General features: G+C 62.9%; 23 protein-coding genes. 6 read left to right on the plus strand and 17 right to left on the minus strand.

Annotation, left to right across the window (positions count from 1 at the left end; all coding sequences use genetic code 11):
- Positions 1-104: 104 nt before the first annotated feature.
- Both AUCHE_RS00710 and AUCHE_RS00715 read left to right on the plus strand, forming a co-directional pair.
- Positions 105-863 (plus strand): hypothetical protein, encoded by a 759-nt coding sequence (locus tag AUCHE_RS00710; protein WP_006501332.1) that lies wholly within the window; start codon positions 105-107, stop codon positions 861-863.
- A gap of 250 nt (positions 864-1,113) precedes the next feature.
- Positions 1,114-1,908, plus strand: coding sequence for a LolA-like protein (locus AUCHE_RS00715; protein WP_006501333.1), 795 nt, complete (start codon positions 1,114-1,116; stop codon positions 1,906-1,908).
- Between the two features lie 50 nt (positions 1,909-1,958).
- Here AUCHE_RS00715 and AUCHE_RS00720 read toward each other — a convergent pair whose 3' ends face one another.
- From AUCHE_RS00720 to AUCHE_RS00755, 9 genes are all read right to left on the minus strand, one after another.
- Entirely contained in the window at positions 1,959-2,273 is a 315-nt protein-coding gene (locus tag AUCHE_RS00720) for an acylphosphatase (RefSeq protein ID WP_052024727.1), read from the minus strand.
- Between the two features lie 33 nt (positions 2,274-2,306).
- Positions 2,307-3,200 carry a bifunctional DNA-formamidopyrimidine glycosylase/DNA-(apurinic or apyrimidinic site) lyase gene (mutM, locus tag AUCHE_RS00725; protein WP_306301873.1) on the minus strand — a complete coding sequence of 298 codons (894 nt, stop codon included), beginning with the start codon at positions 3,198-3,200 and terminating at the stop codon, positions 2,307-2,309.
- Positions 3,178-3,981: a ribonuclease III gene (gene rnc / locus AUCHE_RS00730; RefSeq protein WP_006501335.1), complete on the minus strand. Its 804-nt coding sequence runs from the start codon at positions 3,979-3,981 to the stop codon at positions 3,178-3,180. The genes mutM and rnc overlap by 23 nt, the downstream gene beginning before the upstream one ends.
- A gap of 10 nt (positions 3,982-3,991) precedes the next feature.
- Positions 3,992-4,186 (minus strand): 50S ribosomal protein L32, encoded by a 195-nt coding sequence (gene rpmF, locus AUCHE_RS16010; protein ID WP_006501336.1) that lies wholly within the window; start codon positions 4,184-4,186, stop codon positions 3,992-3,994.
- Between the two features lies 1 nt (position 4,187).
- Entirely contained in the window at positions 4,188-4,763 is a 576-nt protein-coding gene (locus AUCHE_RS00735; RefSeq protein WP_006501337.1) for a YceD family protein, read from the minus strand.
- Between the two features lie 132 nt (positions 4,764-4,895).
- Positions 4,896-5,396, minus strand: a complete 501-nt coding sequence (gene coaD / locus AUCHE_RS00740; protein WP_006501338.1) for a pantetheine-phosphate adenylyltransferase — start codon at positions 5,394-5,396, stop codon at positions 4,896-4,898.
- A gap of 29 nt (positions 5,397-5,425) precedes the next feature.
- Positions 5,426-5,881: a thioredoxin domain-containing protein gene (locus AUCHE_RS00745; protein WP_143115110.1), complete on the minus strand. Its 456-nt coding sequence runs from the start codon at positions 5,879-5,881 to the stop codon at positions 5,426-5,428.
- 285 nt (positions 5,882-6,166) lie between these two features.
- Positions 6,167-6,787 (minus strand): 16S rRNA (guanine(966)-N(2))-methyltransferase RsmD, encoded by a 621-nt coding sequence (gene rsmD, locus AUCHE_RS00750; protein ID WP_006501340.1) that lies wholly within the window; start codon positions 6,785-6,787, stop codon positions 6,167-6,169.
- 4 nt (positions 6,788-6,791) lie between these two features.
- Positions 6,792-9,062: an ATP-dependent DNA helicase RecG gene (locus AUCHE_RS00755; protein WP_006501341.1), complete on the minus strand. Its 2,271-nt coding sequence runs from the start codon at positions 9,060-9,062 to the stop codon at positions 6,792-6,794.
- Between the two features lie 489 nt (positions 9,063-9,551).
- Here AUCHE_RS00755 and rpmB point away from each other — a divergent pair, with 489 nt between their 5' ends.
- On the plus strand, positions 9,552-9,746 hold the full coding sequence (rpmB, locus tag AUCHE_RS00760; RefSeq protein WP_006501343.1) for a 50S ribosomal protein L28: 195 nt from the start codon (positions 9,552-9,554) through the stop codon (positions 9,744-9,746).
- 71 nt (positions 9,747-9,817) lie between these two features.
- Here the strand turns inward: rpmB and AUCHE_RS00765 are convergent, their stop codons facing one another.
- On the minus strand, positions 9,818-10,816 hold the full coding sequence (locus AUCHE_RS00765) for a thiamine-phosphate kinase (protein ID WP_006501344.1): 999 nt from the start codon (positions 10,814-10,816) through the stop codon (positions 9,818-9,820).
- Positions 10,817-10,904: 88 nt separating this feature from the next.
- Between AUCHE_RS00765 and AUCHE_RS00770 the strand changes: the two genes are divergently transcribed.
- Entirely contained in the window at positions 10,905-11,138 is a 234-nt protein-coding gene (locus tag AUCHE_RS00770) for an Lrp/AsnC family transcriptional regulator (RefSeq protein WP_006501345.1), read from the plus strand.
- 86 nt (positions 11,139-11,224) lie between these two features.
- Entirely contained in the window at positions 11,225-11,647 is a 423-nt protein-coding gene (locus AUCHE_RS00775; RefSeq protein WP_246785318.1) for a DUF3515 family protein, read from the plus strand.
- 13 nt (positions 11,648-11,660) lie between these two features.
- On the opposite strand, the gene AUCHE_RS00780 is transcribed toward AUCHE_RS00775, so the two are convergent.
- The 4 genes from AUCHE_RS00780 to AUCHE_RS00795 form a co-directional block, all read right to left on the minus strand.
- Positions 11,661-12,782 (minus strand): D-alanine--D-alanine ligase family protein, encoded by a 1,122-nt coding sequence (locus AUCHE_RS00780; protein WP_006501347.1) that lies wholly within the window; start codon positions 12,780-12,782, stop codon positions 11,661-11,663.
- Positions 12,783-12,917: 135 nt separating this feature from the next.
- Entirely contained in the window at positions 12,918-14,378 is a 1,461-nt protein-coding gene (locus AUCHE_RS00785; protein WP_006501348.1) for an amino acid permease, read from the minus strand.
- Positions 14,379-14,449: 71 nt separating this feature from the next.
- Entirely contained in the window at positions 14,450-15,451 is a 1,002-nt protein-coding gene (locus AUCHE_RS00790) for an NAD(P)H-dependent glycerol-3-phosphate dehydrogenase (protein ID WP_006501349.1), read from the minus strand.
- Positions 15,448-16,140, minus strand: coding sequence for a lysophospholipid acyltransferase family protein (locus AUCHE_RS00795; RefSeq protein ID WP_143115173.1), 693 nt, complete (start codon positions 16,138-16,140; stop codon positions 15,448-15,450). Before AUCHE_RS00795 ends, AUCHE_RS00790 begins: the two co-directional genes overlap by 4 nt.
- A 249-nt stretch (positions 16,141-16,389) precedes the next feature.
- Here AUCHE_RS00795 and AUCHE_RS00800 point away from each other — a divergent pair, with 249 nt between their 5' ends.
- Positions 16,390-16,626 carry a hypothetical protein gene (locus AUCHE_RS00800; protein ID WP_006501351.1) on the plus strand — a complete coding sequence of 79 codons (237 nt, stop codon included), beginning with the start codon at positions 16,390-16,392 and terminating at the stop codon, positions 16,624-16,626.
- A 128-nt stretch (positions 16,627-16,754) separates the two neighbouring features.
- Here AUCHE_RS00800 and AUCHE_RS00805 read toward each other — a convergent pair whose 3' ends face one another.
- The 3 genes from AUCHE_RS00805 to leuC all read right to left on the minus strand — a co-directional run bounded on the left by AUCHE_RS00805 (position 16,755) and on the right by leuC (position 19,793).
- Positions 16,755-17,156: an HU family DNA-binding protein gene (locus tag AUCHE_RS00805; protein ID WP_006501352.1), complete on the minus strand. Its 402-nt coding sequence runs from the start codon at positions 17,154-17,156 to the stop codon at positions 16,755-16,757.
- A 530-nt stretch (positions 17,157-17,686) separates the two neighbouring features.
- On the minus strand, positions 17,687-18,280 hold the full coding sequence (gene leuD / locus AUCHE_RS00810) for a 3-isopropylmalate dehydratase small subunit (protein WP_006501353.1): 594 nt from the start codon (positions 18,278-18,280) through the stop codon (positions 17,687-17,689).
- Positions 18,281-18,377: 97 nt separating this feature from the next.
- Positions 18,378-19,793: a 3-isopropylmalate dehydratase large subunit gene (leuC, locus tag AUCHE_RS00815; RefSeq protein ID WP_052024742.1), complete on the minus strand. Its 1,416-nt coding sequence runs from the start codon at positions 19,791-19,793 to the stop codon at positions 18,378-18,380.
- Positions 19,794-19,877: the final 84 nt, after the last annotated feature.

A 19,877-nucleotide genomic window follows, 5' to 3' on the forward strand; every position in this document is an offset into this window, starting at 1 on the left:
GGCGGTATCGGCTGGACTCGATTCACGGTTCGGCGAGGCTCCCCCTAGGCTGACAGGCACTGTTCGTGGACACCTACACCATGCATTGAGGGGAACTCCATCCCATGAGTCTTCGTCGCGGCCTAGCCGCTTTTGCCCTGCTTCCGTTCGTCCTCACCGCATGCGGCGGGTCCGACAGCAACGATTCGGGTGCGAAGAAGAACGCTGCTCCAGCAGCTTCCGGAAAGAGCCTGATGCAGCTCTGCGAGCCGGGCAAAACTGTGGAGAAAGCCGCCTTCCTGGAGGCAACGAAGAGCGATGCCGACAAGAAAAAGGCATTCCATTTCGCAGGGACACTTCCGCCGAGCCCGGAAGGGAAGAGCACTCTTGTGGCAGACATCGACAGAACCGATAGCAATTCGCCCAAGATGTCGATGCGAATCACGTCACCCAAGAAGACCGAGACCCACATCATCCTCATCGGCAAAGACACCTACATCATGTCCCCGGAAAGCAACAAGAAGTATCAGAAGTCGACAGCACAAGACACTGATCTCATGGCTTTCGCAAAAATGAGTTTCGCGAACGGAGAGATCGACGAGAGCACCGAGAGCATCACTTGTGTCGGCCAGGAGGATCTCGACGGCAAGAAGACCAGCCGCTTCTCGATGAAAATGCCCGGCCAACCGGCTCGGGGAGGCAATGCCGCAGGATCCCCCGGCGGCGCCACGGACAAGTTCGACTTCTGGTTCGACGAGAAAGGTTTCCGGGTGAAGGGCTCCATGCCCTCCGGTGAATTCACCTTTTCCAAGTGGGGGGAGAAGCCAGCCATCACCGAACCCCCGGCCAACCAGGTCACCCAAGCTCCTGCTGCCAAGCCCTGATCTCGAGCGGTTGTGGTTGCCCGTTCTTCGAGTGGCAACCACAACCCGGTCGTTCATCCCCTCGATCCGGCACCTTGACCTGTCGAGGCCCCGGCCGGTACCCCTCCCCCTGCCTTGACGTCCCGGCAGGAGCAGCCGAAAAGGCACAGGGGGCCGCCTCCCCGGTACCCTGGAGTGGTTCCGCCCATCAGACACGGCTCGTCCTTCGGCTTCACGACCACCTCGCCGCGAGCCCCGGAGAAGGAGACCTATGAATTCCGCCCTGGCCCGACGGCTGACCATGTTGGTGCTCGCAGCACCCCTGGCGCTCACGGCGTGCTCGGGTGGTTCCTCCCCGCAGCCCACCGGCGCGGCGAGTTCCTCCGCCCCGAACCTGGGCGAGCTCCAGCCCGGACAGCAGGTCGACAAGAACAAATTCTTCGAGACCGCGCGTTTCGGCGTGAAGCAGCTGAAGAGCCACAGCTTCACGAGCGAATACGGAAAATCCGGATCGGTCATGACGTCTTCGGGAGTGATCGATAATTCTGACCCCGGCAACGTAAAACGCCAGGTCACCATGAAGAGCCCCACGGGGAAGTCGCAAGACTTCGTCGTGGCCGACAAGTTCTTGTACTCGCGCACGAGCAATAGCAGCGATAAATGGATCAAGGCTCCGGTCGGGCAACGTGCCGACCAGATCCTGGCCTCGGTCAGCGCCGTACCCGACGACAGCAAGAATCTCGTTCAGCTGATCACCTATGTGGGCGAGGAAGATGTCAACGGCAAGAAGACGAAACATTTCTCGTTGACCTTGAATGCACCCACAGGGAGCACAGCCGCAGCCACAGGTGATGCAGGCACTTCCAAAGTCGAGTACTGGCTGGACGATAAATATCTACCCCGCAAGATGGTCAATGTCGTCAACGGTCTCCCGAGCACCACGCTCTACGACAAGTGGGGAGAGCCAGTGACCATCACTGTCCCCCCAGAGGACCAAGTGACCTTGGCTCCTTCCACCACGCCACCGGGTTCGCCTGCGCCGACGGCCAGCAGCCCTGCTAAATAGCCCTCAGCAGGGTGGCTGCGCTCGTCCTGCGCCGAGGGTCGTCACCACTCTCATCGTTCAGCGAAGCCGACAAGATCAGGACGTATATTTCCTCGCTGCACCACCACTGACTCGACACGGCCAGGGCGACCTGCGCTGCTGGGCTTCTCCGCCAGCAGAAGATGCAGTTGTTCGAGGGCTGCAGGATCACCCTGGGCACACACTTCCACGCGACCATCTGCCATATTTCTCGCGAAACCCACGAGTCCGAGTTCAAGGGCCCGCGATCTGGTCCACCAGCGGAAACCGACCCCTTGGACCCGGCCTCGGACGAAAATGGTCACCTTCTCCATGTCTGAGATCGTAGGGCCTCGCTGTACGGTCATCTGCAGCGCAGGGATGATCTCAAGGGCGCTCGTTCAACGCGGTAGAGGCTGGCAACGAGGGCAGAAGTGCGAAGAACGGTTCATAAAGGACTCTCGATATATCGCACTCCCGCACCGGGAGCAGGGTTTCCCGGCTCGGCCGTACACCTGAAGTGAACGTTCGAAGTAGCCACTGGCACCATTGACATTGACGTAGAGCGCATCGAAGCTCGTCCCACCGGCGTCCAGCGCTTCGGTCATGACTTCGCGGGCGTACCCGATCAATCCGATGATGCGGTCGGCGCTGAGCGCAGAAGCCGGGTGTTCACCATGAACCCCGGCACGCCATAGAGCTTCGTCAGCATAGATATTCCCGATTCCACTCACGAGACGCTGATCGAGCAAAGCCCGCTTGACCGCTGTTCTCCGTTTTCGAAGTGCCATCGCCAGATCTTCCGGAACGAATCCGGCTTCCAACGGATCCGGCGCAATATGCGCGATCGAAGCAGGAACACCGTGAGCTAATTCAGAATACGTGAGTTTACTGTCAGGGATAAGGTCCGACCAGGCCAGCCCGCCGAAAGTACGTTGATCGACAAAGCGGAGCTGAAATCCATCGTCGTCGAAGTCAAAGGTGGCATGTTGATGTTTATGCCGAGGACATTCCTTCGACGAGACCAGCATCTGACCGCTCATCCCCAGGTGGATGATCAAGGCCTCATAGGAAGGGGCCAGAACCATCCATAGATATTTCCCCCTCCGTTCGACCGCGATGCAGCGTTGGCCAGCAGCTCTTGCGGACAGGTCCGAGGCGCCGGACAGATGTCGACGAGCAACCCTGGATCCGGACAGATGCAATGCGCCGATGGTACGGCCGAGGACATGTTCTTCCAGCCCTCGCCGTACCACCTCCACTTCGGGAAGCTCAGGCATGTGTCCCTTGCACATCGGCGGGACCTTCAGCCGCTTCCACGATATCGGCGGCTTCCCTGGTGGCGACCTGGGCACGGCGGTCCAGTTCGGTCCAGGCCACCTCGGCAGCGCGTTGTTCGGCTTCCTTCTTGGAATGGCCCACGCCTTCGCCGAGAACTTCTTCGCCGATCACCGCGCGAGCAGTGAAAACCTTCTCGTGGTCGGGTCCGTTCTCGGAGACCTTGTACTCGGGAACCCCGTAAGCACCGGATGCCGCGAGTTCCTGCAGACTGGTCTTCCAGTCAAGGCCTGCCCCGAGCCTGGTGGACGCTTTCATCAGCGGATCAACGAGATGGTGCACGAAAACACGAGAAGTCTCGATCCCCTCGGCCAGATACACCGTCCCGATCACCGCCTCGACAGTGTCGGCGAGGATAGAGGCTTTGTCCCGGCCCCCAGTCGCTTCTTCTCCTCTCCCGAGGAGAAGAAAGTCTCCCAATCCGAGAGTCCGACCGACTGCCGCCAAAGCGCGCATGTTGACGCAAGCCGCGCGCAGCTTGGCCAGCTGCCCCTCGGCAAGGTCAGGATGATCGCTGTACAGCGATTCAGTGACGACGAGCCCCAACACCGAATCGCCCAGGAACTCTAAGCGCTCGTTGTTGGGGATTCCGCCGTTCTCATAGGCATAGCTGCGGTGTGTCAGAGCATGACGAAGAGCGCCCTCATCGAGCCGTACACCCAAGATCTCGTGGATCCGGTCGACGAGCTCAACGACAGGGCGTTCTTCACCACGTCCGCTCTTGTGGCTGGAAGCCATGCGCCGCGGGTCAGGCCTGGTGCTCGCTGCGCTCGGCGACGGCGTAGTGACGCCCGTTGTAGGAGCCACAGGACGAGCAGGCAATATGCGGCATCTTCGGCGACGAGCAGCTCGGGCACGTAGCCAGAGCTGTAGGCATCGCCTTCCAGTTGGCGCGACGGGAGCGGGTGTTGGAGCGCGACATCTTCCGCTTGGGGACGGCCACGTCAGTTCCTCTTCTCTTCAACGTGGACGCCGTCGGTCAATAGACCGGTAAGAGACGCCCAGCGGGGGTCGATGATCTCGTGGGAATGCTCCAAGTCATCGGCAAGAGATTGACCGCACTCGGAGCACAGACCGGGACAATCCGTCCGGCAAACCGGCTGGAACGGAAGTTGCAACACCACCGCGTCCCGGAGTACGGGCTGGAGATCGAGCAGGTCTTTCTCCAACACGTACTGGTCTTCGTCGTCGTCTCCCACCTCATGATGGTGGGTCGCGCGGTCGGCGTAGGCGAACAATTCCTGGAAGCGAGCCTGCACAGGCAGGCTCATCGTCTCCAGGCACCGCACGCAGGCGCCCCGTGCAACCGACTCGACCGTTCCGGAGACGAGCACACCTTCCAGGACGGACTCGAGCCGAGCATCGATCTCGAGTTCCTCCCCGGCGGGGATGGCAATGACATCCGTGCCCATCTCACTGTCCAGCCGGACGATGCGCTGGAACTCGCTCATGGAACCGGCACGCCTTCCCAGAACTCGGGTGTCGAACACCAGAGGGCTGCGAGGATCTACGCTGTTCATGGCTTCCACATCGTCGGCGGGACTTCATTTCAGAACGGTCTTGTCACATCGACACAGACCGACTTCCCACTGTAGCGTCCGGCGCGGCAGTGCCCCAAATGGCTCCCGAACAAGCCGGAGAACTGTCGATACTCAGCGTGAACTCGCCAGTCGGTCCTGCAAAGCTTGCCGTACTCGGACGGAGACCAAGCCGGAGATATCTCCCCCCAAACGAGCAACTTCCTTCATCAAGGATGAAGAGACCTGACTGTAAGTAGGTTCTCCGGGCAGGAAAAGAGTCTCGACCCCCGTCAGATGACGATTCATCACCGCCATCGGCAACTCGTAGCTGTAGTCGGTCTCCCCCCGCAACCCCTTGATGATGGCTTGCACCCCCAGGTCCCTGCAGACATCGACCAGAAGTCGATCGGCGAAGGTCACGACCCGCACCGTGGTCAGGCCCGCGTCTGAGAGCTCCTTCTCGACCATCTCGAGCCGCTCCTGCGGAGTGAAGAGGCCTTGTTTGGCCGGATTGTGCAGGATGGCGACCACGACCTCGTCGTACAGACCACAAGCCCTGGTGATCACATCCAGGTGGCCGAGGGTGACCGGGTCGTACGACCCGGGACAGACGCAACGACGGACAACGCTCACATCGAAAAACCTAACAGTGAAGGCTCTGCTCAGGCGGTGCGGGCACTCAGATCCGCCCGTAGCGCCTCCGGAGTGGGATGACTGACGGCGTCGCCATTCCTCAAGATGGCGGTCGGAACCACCTCCGCACCTCCGTTCACATCACGTACGAAGGCAGCTGCCTCGTCATCGGCCCACACATTGACCCACAGGATCTGACCGGACACAGAACGAAGTGCCGAACGTAGGCGGAGACATCCCCAGGACCCAGGACGCCAGTAGACCACGACGAACCCGTCACGTACATGACGTTGCTGCGCATCCCAATGGGTCAACGAACGGTCCTGCCGCAAAGGAGAGGACACCCAGGCTGCCGCCAGGCACACGGACATGACGACTAAGCCCCATAACGCTGAGTCGGCACCGATGAGCATGGCGCACAAGGCCACTCCTGTCACGACCCATACAGCGGCATGCCGCCAACGAGCTCGCTGCGATCTGCTCACCTGTCGGACTCTATCCGCGGCTCATGTGTGCACATGACCACTCGCCGCACAGATGGCCTGTTCGTAATCGAGACGCAACCAAGCAGAGACCCAGATGTCACCGTCGCCACCGGATGCGAAAAGAAGCACCAGAGACAACCTCGATGAGAGCAGACCGGCTGCTGCCTGAGAAGAAGCCTCAGTTTCGTCTCCATCCGCTCAGCACGACAAAGAAAGAAGAACACAGCATGGCACTCCAGCCCCGAACACGTCGTCTTTACCCCGAACGTTCTTCTTGGTTATGGACTAAGGATGTTCGACATCGGTAAATGCCCCTGGGTTCAGGTCTGTCTCCGCGAACCACAATTGCGTTTCGCCATATCGCTTCTCCGAAAACCTCCGCAGTCCCTGAGGCCAGGCGGGCTCCAAGGAACGGGTGGAGCGTTCCACCACCACTACTGCCGAGTCGGTCAACCAGCCGCGGTGGACAAGAAGATCCAAATCCTCCGACAGACGCTCGTCCCCCAAGTCGTAAGGGGGGTCGGACAGTACCAGGTCATACGGATTCGTCATCGCGCCGCCCCCTAGGAATCGCTGGACCGAATCGCTCCGGACCGCTCCCGCCGGAACAGGAGAACGGCCCCGGCAAGACTCCGTCACCAAGGCGAGATTCCGCCGAGCCACACCAGCCGCAGCCCGGGCCTGCTCCACGAGAACGACCTCGATCGCTCCCCGGCTCATGGCTTCCAGGCCCAAAGCTCCCGAACCTGCGTAAAGATCCAACACCCGAGCGCCCTCCACCGCGCCCAGGTGTTCCAGACGGGAGAAGAGCGCCTCCCTCACCCGGTCACTCGTCGGCCTCGTTCCCGATCCTGGGGGGGTCGACAGCCGCAGGCCACCAGCCGCCCCGGCCACGATACGTGTCATCTCGTCATCCTCGTTCCAGGAAAGCTGCCCGTTCTGCATCCATCATGTGGTCAACCGCAGCAGCCAGAACCGGGTACCTGGTCAACGAAGCATCCTCGCCCACGATAGCGAGTGCGTCCTCCCTGGCCTGGACGATGATCTGTTCATCGGTGCGGACCCTCAGAACTTTCAGGGAGGAAGCTCCCCCGGCCTGTTTGGCGCCCAGGACATCGCCCTCTCTGCGTTGACGCAGGTCGAGCCGGGACAGCTCGAACCCGTCCGTCGTCGATGCCACCGCCCCCAGTCGCTCGCGAGCCGCCGAGGACCGGGAACCGGTCACCAGGAGACACAGTCCGGCTGCCGTTCCCCGGCCGACCCGCCCCCGCAGCTGATGGAGCTGGCTGACTCCGAAACGATCGGCGTCCAACACGACCATGGTCGTCGCATTGGGAACGTCGACCCCGACCTCGACGATGGTGGTGGCGACAAGAACGTCGATCTCGCCCCCGGAGAAGGCATTCATCACGGATTCTTTCTCCTCCGCAGGGAGCCGCCCGTGCAGGAGTCCGATCCGCAACCCTTGCAGAGCCGGGTGTTCTCGAAGCTCCTCCAATGTGGACAAAACCCCTCGAGGTGGGCGGGTTCCTCTCCGCCCGGACTCTCCACTGCTCAGATCCGGATCCGGGAGTGGGTCGCCCCACTCGTCGTATTCCTCGTCCCCGTAGAAGTTGTCCACTTCGTGTTCCCCCTGCATCGCCTCCTCTGCGGAGAGAGCGAAGAGGTCGGTGTCCTCGTCCGACTCGCCGATCCGAGGGCAGACGACATAGGCCTGATGCCCGCCGCGCACCTCTTCGGCAAGTCGTTCCCAGGTTCTGTCGTACCAGCGGGGGTTGTCCACCACATGGGAGACGATCGGTGAACGGCCGGCGGGAACCTGGTCCAGGACAGAGGTGTCCATGTCGCCGAAGACTGTCATCGCTACCGTACGTGGGATCGGCGTCGCGGTCATCACCAAGACGTGCGGAGTGCCTGCGCGAGCCTTCTTCCGCAGACTGTCACGCTGCTCCACCCCGAATCGATGCTGCTCGTCGACTACGACCAGTCCCAGGTCGGCGAAATCGACCCCGTCTTGAAGAAGCGCGTGAGTGCCCACGACGATCCCGGCCTGACCAGACGCCGCTTCCAGGAGAGCTCTACGACGCTCGGTCGTGTTCTGGTGCCCGGTGAGCAAGGTGACCGTCGTCCCACGCGTCGATCCACCGAGCAGTCCGCCCTCGGCCAGGTCACCGAGCAGCCCTCGGATGGAGCGGAAATGTTGAGCTGCCAGAACCTCAGTCGGCGCCAGGAGCACAGCCTGCCCGCCGGCGTCGACCACAGCGAGCATCGCCCGGAGGGCCACCACGGTCTTGCCCGAGCCCACCTCACCCTGGAGCAGGCGGTTCATCGGACGTTTCCGGGCCAGGTCGGCGAGAATCTCGTCACAGACCCTGGTCTGCCCATCGGTCAGCGTGAAGGGCATGCGGCGGTCGAATTCGGTCAACAAACCTGCGCCGTGCTGATCACGAGGAACGGCCATCGCCTGGGCCTGCTCATTCCGACGCTTGGCTAGGACGACTTGCAGGACGAGGGCCTCTTCGTACTTCAGGGCCTTCATCCCCCGGTGGTGGTCAGCGTGCTTCTTGGGCCGATGGACCATTTCCATGGCCTGGACGAAAGTCGGTAGTTCACGTCTGCACCGAACCTCCTCCGGCACCAGGGCAGGAGGTTCCTCCATCATCAGAAGGGTCTGAGCAGCCAGACGACTGATCGTGAACGAAGGCAATTTGGGCACGTCCAGATAGATGGGGAAGAGCTCGACTCCGTCCAGACTTGTCCGGTCGCCGGAGTCCTCCTCGCCGAATACTTCGTAGGCCGGATGCGCCAACTGCCATCGAGCACCGTAACGGCCGACCTGGCCTGCGAAGATGCCACGAACTCCCGACTTCAGCGCGAGTTCGTGGCCATAGGCGGAGAAGAAGGTCAGATCGATCTCCTGCCCTCCTGTCGTACGGACGGTGGCATTGAGCATCCGTCCCCGTCGGTGGAGCATCCGCCGGGTGCTGGCCGTGACGACCTGCCCGACGAAGGCGATCGGATCCCCCTCTCGGAGAGATCCCAGGTCGGTCTGTCGGTCCAGGTATCGCCGGGGCAGGAACCACAGAAGATCTTCGACGGTCTCCAGGCCACGATGAGAGTTCAGTTGCTTGGCTGCATGGGCGGGGAGTGCATTCTTCAACGGTGTGCGGAGAGTGACCATTGCTCGTCCTTTCCCTGCGACATCCCCCGGCAGACGGGGGTCGGCGCCGTCGTTCCGCCCCGGCCTCGACGGGCATGGACCATTTCTCCGCCGTATCGGGGTTCGTCGGCGGGTAGCACTGCGCGGACGCACGGCGTCTGACAGAGAACTGTCCCGGAGCTACCGTCGGTGCTCGCAGCGGCACATCCCGCTGCCATCTGCCGTCGGGCCTTCTCCGGAATCAGCACTTCGATCACCTCAGCCACAAGTTCTCCTTCGATGAGGCGATCACTCTCTGCGAACTTTCCCAGGCTTTCGACACAGAAGGCTAACTGCCCTCTCCGACAAGGAACACACCTCCGATTTCGGCCGATGTCCCCGCCGGTTGTCGACTGCATTTGGGCTTGCGCCCTGCCCTCGGCTACGCTTGACCGGTTCCCTGAGTACGAATGTAGTTTTTTGTACCTGGGGAGTCCCACGATCATCATCACGTCCCCGTAGGAGATTCCCGTGGCTGCCAACTGCGATGTCTGCGGCAAGGGGCCGACCTTCGGTCACAGCATCTCGCACTCACACCGCCGCACGAACCGCCGTTGGACCCCGAACATCCAGCGGGTCAAGGCGTTCGTCGGCGAAGCAGGTGTCACCCCGAAGCGGCTCAATGTCTGCACTTCCTGCCTCAAAGCAGGAAAGGTCAAGCGCTGATTCCTTAGCGTTCGTCGACGACAACCGTTCCCGTTAGCGGGAACGGTTTTTGTCGTTCCCTGGACCATTTCTCAACCGCCGAAATGATCCCATCCTCCGCCCTGCCTCCGCTCGCCGTCCACCGTCACTCCTGTACCGACGGTCACTTCACCGATCCGGCGAAAGCCGTCGGGAAGAGAAATATTCGGTGGGAAGAAGGCGAGCAGAGCGTGTTCCTCGCCGCCTGTGAGAACCATCTCGAGAGCCTTCGTCCTCCCCCAGACTGCCGAGATGGCGTCGACATCCGCAGCCAGTTGCTCTGAAAAGAGAGACACGCGAACGCCGCTGGCTGAAGCGACCCGTCCTGCATCGCGAATCAACCCGTCGCTGATATCGATCAGCGCATGCGCACCAGCTTCGGCCGCTCGAGGTCCTGCGGCCAAGGGCGGCCGAGGAACCCGATGCAGGTCGATCAACTCCTGCGCGGCCTTCTTCGCCGACAGATCTGAGGGCGCATTGTGGAGAAGAGCCAGGCCTGCACCCGATCTGCCCAGAGACCCAGCCACCGCGACGACATCTCCCCTCTGCGCCCCGGATCGGAGCACCGGGGCTCTGCCCTGCAGATCTCCGAAAGAAGTCACCGACAGGACCACCACCCCAGCGGGAGCACCTCCCAGGTCGCCGCCGAGGACAGGACAGCCAGCCTCCAGACAGGACTCACCGATCCCCCGGGCCAGGTCCTCGACCCACGCGATCTCGGTGTCCGCACCCGCCAAAAGTGTCACCAGCAAACCTGCCGGAACCGCGCCCATGGCTGCTACATCCGCAAGATTCTGCGCCACGATCTTCCGACCGACCTCGTCTCCGGACGACCAGTCGTCACGCCAATCGATATTTCTCATCGAGGCGTCGGTCGAGGTGACGAAGCGTCCGTCCCCTGCCGACATCACGGCAGCGTCGTCACCTGGCCCGACGAGAACCCGCTCGTCGGGGACAGCCATCAACGGCAGGATGATGCGGAGTACTTCCTCTTCGCTCAGATCACCGAGACGAGCTCGGCGCTCCGGCTGGTTCGACGGGGACGTGGACATTGTGCAGTGTTCCTCCGCTCGAAGTCGTCAGGGCAGGGTAGCGTGCTTCAGGTGGGAGGTTCCCGCTGAAGGCGTCTAGGAGGTTCACATGGTTCAGGCCTACATCCTCATCCAGACCGAGGTCGGCAAATCCTCAATCGTCGCCAACACCATCGGTGAGCTGGACGGTGTCGTCGAAACCGCAGAGGTCACCGGCCCTTATGACGTGATCGCACATCTCGAGGCCGAGTCGATCGAAGCTCTCGGCAAACTGGTCATCGCTCGTATCCAGGAAGTGCCGAGCATCACTCGAACGACCACCTGTACCGTCGTGCATGTCTGAGGATCCCCCGGATCTCGGTGGACCCCCGAGTGGAAGCACATCGCCCGACGAGAGCCCAGACCATTCTTTCCGCGTTCCTCATCTGCGTGTTCCTTCTCGCCGCAGGCTACTGGTTCAGCGCCGGACGTGGCCCGACTGTGTCACCGGCAGAACATGCCTCCGACGAATCATGTCTTCAGGTCGCCGAGCACTGGCCCCGCCAGGTCGCCGGTCAGGATCGCAGAGCTGTCCGTGGGAATCCGACGGCTGCTGCGGCATGGGGAGAACCCATGATCATCGCTCGTTGCGGCGTAAACTCCCCGGGGCCGACCACCGACGACTGTATTGCTGCCGACGGCGTCGACTGGGTCGGCCGACGGCTCACCGACGGGATGGCCTTCGTCACCTACGGGCGGACACCCGCCATCGAGATCCTGGTCCCTCACGAATACGCCCCGGAGCCTCTGCTCCTGGGCGCTTTCGCCGGGGCAGCCGCGAAGATTCCCCAAGGACCGCACACGTGCAGGTGAACGGCAGGGCGAGTCAGCGCAAGCCGATCCGACGCTCCCGCGCCAGCTCGACGAGTTCGCTGATCAGCTCTGGATAGCTCACCCCGGTCTCCGCCCACACCTGCGGATACATGGAAGTCGAAGTGAAGCCCGGCATCGTGTTGATCTCGTTGATCACGATCCGCCGGTCCGAGGTGTAGAAGAAATCAACTCTCGCCAACCCCTCACAGCCCGCAGCAGCAAAAGCGATCAGCGCTTCCGCCCGCATGCGATCGGCGTCCTCCACCGGAAGCTCAGCGGGGCAGGACAATCTCACGTCTTCGGCATGCAGATATTTCGCATCGAAGTCGTACAGGTCGTGTCCATGCTCCACAGCGATCTCGCCGAGCTCACTCGCACGATCAGGCCGGCCCGCCCGGCCTTCGAGGACGCCGCACTCGATCTCTCGGCCGAGGATGCCTTCCTCGATCATCACCTTCGGGTCGTGCTCGCGGGCGACCTCTACCGCAGCTCTCAGTTCCTCCGGTCCGGCGACCCGGACAACACCCATGCTCGACCCTCCCCGGCAAGGCTTGACGAACAGGGGATAGGCCAGTTTCTCGCAACGAGCGAGCGCACCGTCCGGGTCTCGGCGCCATTCTTTGTCGGTGATCACGACATAAGGACCGACGTCCAACCCGGCCTCGATGAAGGCCATTTTCATGAACTGTTTGTCCATCATGAGTGCGGAAGCGAGCACTCCCGAACCGACATAACGGATATCGACCAGTTCGAGCATCCCCTGGACAGTACCGTCCTCACCGAAAGGGCCGTGCAGGAGCGGGAAGACGACGTCGATCTCGCCCAACTCAACCGGGGCCTTGCCTGGCTCGAGGAGCATCCACGAACGATCGTCGCTGCTCCTGGGCGGCACGACTTCGACGGAGCGTTGCGACACCTTCGGTAGTTCCTGACCGGAGAAGGTCAGCTCGTGCAGGTCACCGTCCTGCAGCACCCAACGCCCCTCCTCGGTGATCCCGATCGGGACCACTTCGTAACGATCCTTGTCGATCGCGGCGAGGACACTGGCGGCAGTGACACAGGAGACCGAATGTTCGGAGGACCGCCCCCCGAAGACCAGGGCGATACGGGGCTTATGAGATTGCTGCGTGCTCATCGCCGAAGACTCTACGCGTTCTCCGGACGGACCAGGGCGAGTGTTCAATCTCAAGTTCAGAACAATCTCCGCGATCCGGCCGGAAGCCGCTGAACATGATTTCCGGCCGAGGCGCGAAGTCCCTTCAGCGGCAGCTCATCCCCTGCTCAAGTCGGCTGACTTGGCATCGACCGCTGGTGCACGGGTGATGAGTTTGTGCCCTCCCCACAGCACCAGGAAGAGCGGAAGACCGATGTATGAGGAGAGCAGGGCTTCCACCTTGATCTCACCGATGACAGCTTGGTAGTTCTGCCCCAGGATCACCACGGCGCACATCACCAAAGCGAGGATCGGCCCCAGGGGGAACCAACGCGCCCGGTACGGCAGCTCCGACGGATCATGCCCTTGGGCGACAAAGGCCTTACGGAAGCGGTAGTGACACCAGGCGATCCCCATCCAGGTGATGAAGCCGGCCAATCCGGACGCGCTGACCAGCCAGGTATAGGCGCCCCCGTCGCCGATCAGGCTGGTGAGGAAACACAGAGCGCCGATCGCGGTGGTCGCGACCAACGCTGCCATCGGTACGCCGCGTTTGTTGGTGGTCGCCAGGAAGCGCGGTGCTTTACCGTCCAGGGCGAGCGAATACAGCATCCGGGTCGAGGCGAACATCCCTGAGTTCCCTGCAGACAGGATCGAGGTCAGGATCACCGCGTTCAACAGCGCCGCGGCCCCTGCAATACCCGCACGTTCGAAGACCAGGGTGAACGGGGACACAGCCACCGCCTCGACGCCACTGTCCAGAAGCCGTTTGTCGGTGTACGGAATCAGGAAACCGATGATGCCGATGGCGCCGATGTAGAAAAGCATGATCCGGAAGAAGACCGCCTTGATCGCCTTGGGGATGGTCTTCTCCGGTTCTTTCGCCTCACCAGCGGCAACCCCGATGAGCTCGGTGCCCTGGAAGGAGAACCCGGCGATCATGAAGATGGCCAGCACCGCCGGCATCCCGCCCACGAAGGGCGCATCGCCCAACGTCCAGTTACTCGTCCCGGGGGAGCTCCCGCCCAGGACACCCATGATCATCAGAACTCCGATACCCAGGAAGACGATGATGGTGATCACCTTGATGCCAGCGAACCAGAACTCGCTCTCGCCGAAGGCCTTCACGCTGATCGCGTTGAGGAGGAAGAGCAGGGTGAGGAAGATCGCGGACCAGATCCAGGCCGGGACGTCAGGCAACCAGTACTTCATCACCAGGGAGGCAGCCACCAGCTCGGCGGCGACGGTGATAGCCCAGTTGAACCAGTAGTTCCATCCGGTGGCGAACCCGAAGGAGCGACTGACGAAACGTGTGCCGTAGGCCTCGAAGGACCCTGCGACCGGCAGGTAGGTGGACATCTCCCCCAGACTCTGCATCAGCAGGTAGACCATCAGACCGATCGCCGCGTAGGCCAGCAGCGCGCCGCCAGGTCCCGCCGTGCTGATACTTGCGCCGGAGGCGACGAAGAGACCGGTCCCGATCGCACCCCCGATGGCGATCATGTTGATGTGGCGAGCTTTCAAACCACGTCTTAGACCCTGTTCTTGGTTACTGTCCGACTTGTCGCTAGCGGTCATGGACGCCACTTTCTCATTCGCCCTCGAAGAGGTCGGTGCTGATCACCGAATTGACTGGTGAATGTTATCGGCTAAATTTTCTCCGCTTTCAGCTCCCGTGCCATGAGCGCACGGGCGACCAGGGCGGGGTGGTGCCCGTCGTGCACCACCGCAACCACGGCTTCCACCAGGGGCAGCTCGACGCCGTGGTCCTGGGCCAAAGCCAGAATCGATTCGCAGGACTTGACCCCCTCGGCGGTCTGCCGAGTCGCTGCCACGATCTCCTCGAGGCTGTGTCCCTGTCCCAAGGCCACTCCGACCGAATGATTCCGGGAGAGCGGCGACATACATGTGGCGATCAGGTCGCCCACACCTGCCAGCCCTTGGAAGGTCTGCGGCTCGGCGCCCAGTACTGTTCCCAGACGGACCGTCTCGGCCAGCCCGCGGGTGATCAGAGTGGCTCGGGTGTTATCACCGAAACCGAGGCCTGCAGCCGTCCCCACGGCCACCGCCACGACATTCTTGGTCGCTCCGCCAAGCTCGCACCCGATCACATCGGTATCGGTGTAGGGGCGGAAGGACGGGCTGGCGACACACTCGGCCACCTGGGCGGCAGCCGATCGGTTCACCGAGGCGACCACAGCCGCCGCAGGCTGTCTGGCTGCGATCTCGTGGGAGAGGTTCGGCCCGGTCACCACGACGATCCGATCCGGCGCGACCCCGGCCGACTCCTCGATCACCTGGGACATGCGCAGCTTGGTCCCCAGCTCGATCCCCTTGGCCAAGGAGACCACGACAGCCCTCGCCGGGATAGCCGCCCCCCACCGGGCCAGTGTCTCCCTCAGACGCTGGCTGGGAATCGCCAGGACGACGACCTCCGCCCCGTCAAGAGCGATCCCTGGATCGCTGGTCGCCCGGATCTCGTCGGGCAACCGAACGCCGGGGAGATAGTCCGGGTTGATCCGGTGCTCCTCGATGGACGCAGCGAGTTCAGGACGTCGCCCCCACAGCCTGACCTGGCACCCGGCATCGGCCAGAATCATCGCGAAGGCCGTTCCCCAGCTGCCGGAGCCCATGACGGCGACCTGCCTCACCGGAAGTCCTCCCGGGTCACCCGCTCGATCCGGCGTCCGGCGCGCAGGTCCCAACGCCCACGTGGTGCCTCGAGCCGACGGACCTTCTCCAGCTCAACGGTGATCGAAGACATGATGCGTTCGGTGGCCTCGCGCAACAAGGGTCCGTCAAGTTCCTGACCGTACAGGTCGTCCATCTTGACCGCGGGGCCGGCCAACATGTGGCTGACCACCCGGATACCTTTGTCCGCCTTGCGGTGGCGGATGAACTGTGTACCCCATTGCGCCAGAGGGATCACCGGGCGGCCCGTGGCCAGCGCGACCCGGGCCGCGCCGGTCTTGCCCGTCATCGGCCACCAGTCCGGGTCCTTGGTCAAAGTGCCCTCGGGCATGAGCACCACGCACTTGCCACCGGCGACCGCGTCGATGGCGCTCTGGAAGGCGTGCGAGGCATGGGAGGTCCCTCGATGGACGGGGATCTGACCCGAACGCGTCATGATCGGCCCGATCACCGGCGCCCGGAACAGGGACTCCTTAGCCAGGAAATAAGGGAAGTGCCCGCTGTCGTACAGGAAACGGGCCACTGCGAAGGGGTCGGCCTGCGAGATGTGGTTGGCGCAGACGAGAAAGCCCCCGCTCTTGGGGAGATGCTCTGCACCCGCCCATCGATCCCGAGTCAGCGCCCCGATGGAGGTCCGAGCGAAGAACATCCCTAATCGATAGGTGCCGTTCAATCCTTCGCTTCCGCTCCTGCTCGACGACACGTGCCCTCTCCTTCGTTGTCCGCCAGACCCGCCCTCGGGCCCTGCACCGGTTCCCCCGGTGCCAGGTTCACACGAGCATCATCAAACCAGGAGTGCCCGGCATCGCGGACAAGGTGTCTGCCCGCAGGGCCTGCAGGACCCAGGCCCAGTGGATGGAGAATGCCTCGCGCTCAGTCGCCGGTTAGGTTGAGATCTATGCAGGCAAGTGTGCACCGTTATGACGAAGCTTCGGGAAAAGCCCAGGTCGTGACCGATGCCGGAGAAGTGTTGACCGTCAGCGCGACCGTGGTGAGATCCTCCGGGTTCCACCGCCTCCGCATCGGGCAGCGGCTGTCGCTGGGCCTCGACGAATCGGCATCGGTCGTCCGCATCTCCGTACCGGGGATCGAACCACGTCAGTCTCCTGCCGGGACAACCCCTGATACTGCCTGAGTCCGCCCCGACATGACTCCGCGCCGGAAGAGAAAAGACGACTGCGGTGTGCGCCACGAAGAATGACACACACCGCAGTACGGTCTCGCCCGGCCCCGTGGAGGGACGCGGGGTTGGGCTGGAAATCCTCAGGCGGATTTCTTCTTGGCCCGGCTGTTCTTGCTCGCTGCGATGGTGGCTTCGTTCTTGGCCCGCACCTGAGCTGCGGTCCCGGCGGCTGCACGCGCAGCAGCCGGCCCAGCCTTGGGCAGGGTCGCCGGCTCGGCGACGTACATCTTGAAAGCCGTGCCGGGACGGAACTTCGGCACCGCAGTCGACTCGATACGGACCGACTGTCCGGTACGCGGGTTGCGTCCGGTGCGGGCCGCACGGTCTGCGCGCTCGAAAGTGCCGAAGCCGGTGATCCCGACCTTTCCACCGTGAGCAACTTCGCGGATGATCACATCGAAGACTGCCTCGATGGCATCCTGGGCTTGCTTCTTCCCCCCGAGTCGACTCTCAAGAGCGTCGACCAGATCAGCCTTGTTCACGTGTTTCCTCTCCCTCCAGAGATGGTGGCTCGACCGGCGGACCGGCCGCGCTGCTGTGGTGAGAGCACCGTGCCCCCCCACATCCATGTGCACGTCCACGCTCAGGCGATGAGGGACCTGTGCGGGAACGCTCCTCCACGGTTCTCCCCCGAGCGTTGGGCTCCGGCGCACCGGCGCCAGCCACGCTCATAGAGGACTTGTTATCCGAACTTCCAGGTGACTCGTCCAGATGAGGACGGTCGCACCCCTTATCGGCCGAGGTCTCGTGAACCACAGAGGAACCCAGCGAGTGTGCTCGCGACTGAGGCACAAGAGGACCACCAAGGCAGGACCCTTGAGGGATATCTGCGCAGCTCATCGACCATTTAAGTGAGCTCGGACCGAATTCGTCAACGTCTTTGCGCGAGCATCACTGAGAAGCCCGATATCTCGCCTCGCGGGATCCCTGAACCACTCCCTGGACCGTGTACGGACACCGTGGCGCCGCGAGGGCGCACGGAGGCAGGAGTCGAATCGAGGAACTGCCTGGGTCAGATGCCCCCGGCAGTGGGTTTGTATGCGGGGCGTCGAGCCTCGTAGCCAGCGATGTCCGGCTCGTGGCGCAATGTCAGACCGATGTCATCCAGGCCTTCCATGAGCCGCCATCGCACGTACTCGTCGACGTCAAAGGGAACGACCACGTCCTTACAGCTGATCGTACGTTCGGTGAGGTCCACCGCGACCTGCACACCAGGTTCATCCTCCAATAGCTTCAGCAGTAGCTCCGCGTCACTGGCGCTGACCTGCGCGGTGAGCAACCCGGATTTACCGGAGTTGCCCCTGAAGATGTCAGCGAACCGAGATGATACGACGACACGAAAGCCGTAATCCATTAGCGCCCAGACCGCGTGCTCGCGAGAACTGCCTGTTCCGAAGTCTGATCCGGCGACAAGGACTGAACCTGCTTGGTACACAGGGTTATTGAGAACGAAGCTCGGATCGGAGCGCCATTGCGCGAAAAGTCCGTCATCGAAGCCAGAGCGAGTCACCCGCTTCAGATACGAGGCCGGAATGATCTGATCCGTATCCACATTGGTGCGCCGCAGCGGGACCGCGACACCGGTGTGCGTGGTGAACTTCTCCATCAGACGTCCTCCTGACAAGTGAGCGACACGAAAGTTCGGGCAACACGGCCGAGAGGAACACAGGAACCCGGCTCAGCCGAACCGCTGCGGGGCGGGTTCAGCGGGGAAGCAGATCTGCCTCCGGCAGGTCGGCCGGAGAAGCCAGCCTTCCGACGACAGCCGTTGCTGCAGCCACCGCAGGACTCACCAGATGGGTCCGTCCCCCGTTTCCCTGACGTCCTTCGAAGTTGCGATTGGACGTGGAAGCACATCGCTCTCCGGGCGACAGCTGGTCCGGGTTCATCCCCAGACACATCGAGCAACCGGGCAGGCGCCACTGGCCACCCGCCTCGACGACGACCGCATCGATCCCCTCGGCCTCGGCCTGTGCCTTCACCTGAGCAGAGCCGGGAACCACGAGCAGACGCGTCCCCTCCGCGACCCTCCGACCCCGGAGGACCTCGGACACCACACGCAGGTCCTCGATCCGACCATTGGTGCAGGAGCCGACGAAGACGGCATCGACCGCGACCTCACGCAGCGGAGTGCCCGGCGCGAGCCCCATGTAGTCGAGAGCCCGGGCAGCGGTACGGGCGACATCGTCGTCCCCCAGGCTCGAGGGATCAGGTACGACGTCCGACAGCGGCGCGCCCTGCGCAGGATTGGTGCCCCAGGTCACGAAGTGGCTCAAGCTCGCCGCCTCGATGCGGACCTCGGTGTCGTAAACCGCATCCGGATCACTCGCCAAGGCCCGCCAGTCGGCCACCGCAGCCTCCCAGTCGGCGCCGACAGGGGCGTGCGGGCGACCCCGGAGATACGCGAAGGTCGTCTCGTCGGGAGCCACCATGCCTGCTCTCGCCCCGGCCTCGATGGACATATTGCACAAGGTCATCCGCGACTCCATCGAGAGGGATTCGATCGCGCTCCCCCGGTACTCGATGACATGCCCCTGTCCACCGCCGGTCCCGATCCGGGAGATGACCGCCAGGACGATGTCCTTGGCCCCGACGCCGGGAGGCAGCTCTCCGTCGACGTGGACCGCCATCGTCCGGAAAGGCACCAACGGCAGGGTCTGAGTGGCCATGACATGTTCGACCTCACTGGTGCCGATCCCGAAGGCCAAGGCGCCGAAGGCTCCGTGCGTACTGGTGTGGGAGTCACCGCAGACGATGGTCATCCCGGGCTGGGTGAGCCCGAGTTCCGGACTGATGATGTGCACGATCCCCTGGCGCTCGTGTCCCATCGGGTAGAGCCGGACACCGAATTCCTCGCAGTTACGGCGCAGCGTCTCCACCTGGGTACGACTCACCGGGTCCTCGATCGGACCGGGGAGGGTGGGTACGTTGTGGTCCTCGGTGGCGACGGTGAGCTCCGGCCTGCGCAGAGCACGTCCGGCCAGGCGCAGCCCGTCGAAGGCCTGGGGGCTGGTGACCTCATGGAGAAGATGCAGGTCGATGTACAGCAGATCGGGCTCGCCGGGAGCCGATCTGACGACATGCTGCGCCCACACTTTTTCGGCCAGCGTGAAGCCCATGGCGATCTCCATCTCCGAGACGACCGTCTCACAACAGGTCAATGGCGGCATCTGTCATAACTGTGAGGCCCATGGTTCACACGT

Source organism: Austwickia chelonae NBRC 105200 (genome assembly GCF_000298175.1).
Lineage (GTDB): Bacteria > Actinomycetota > Actinomycetes > Actinomycetales > Dermatophilaceae > Austwickia > Austwickia chelonae.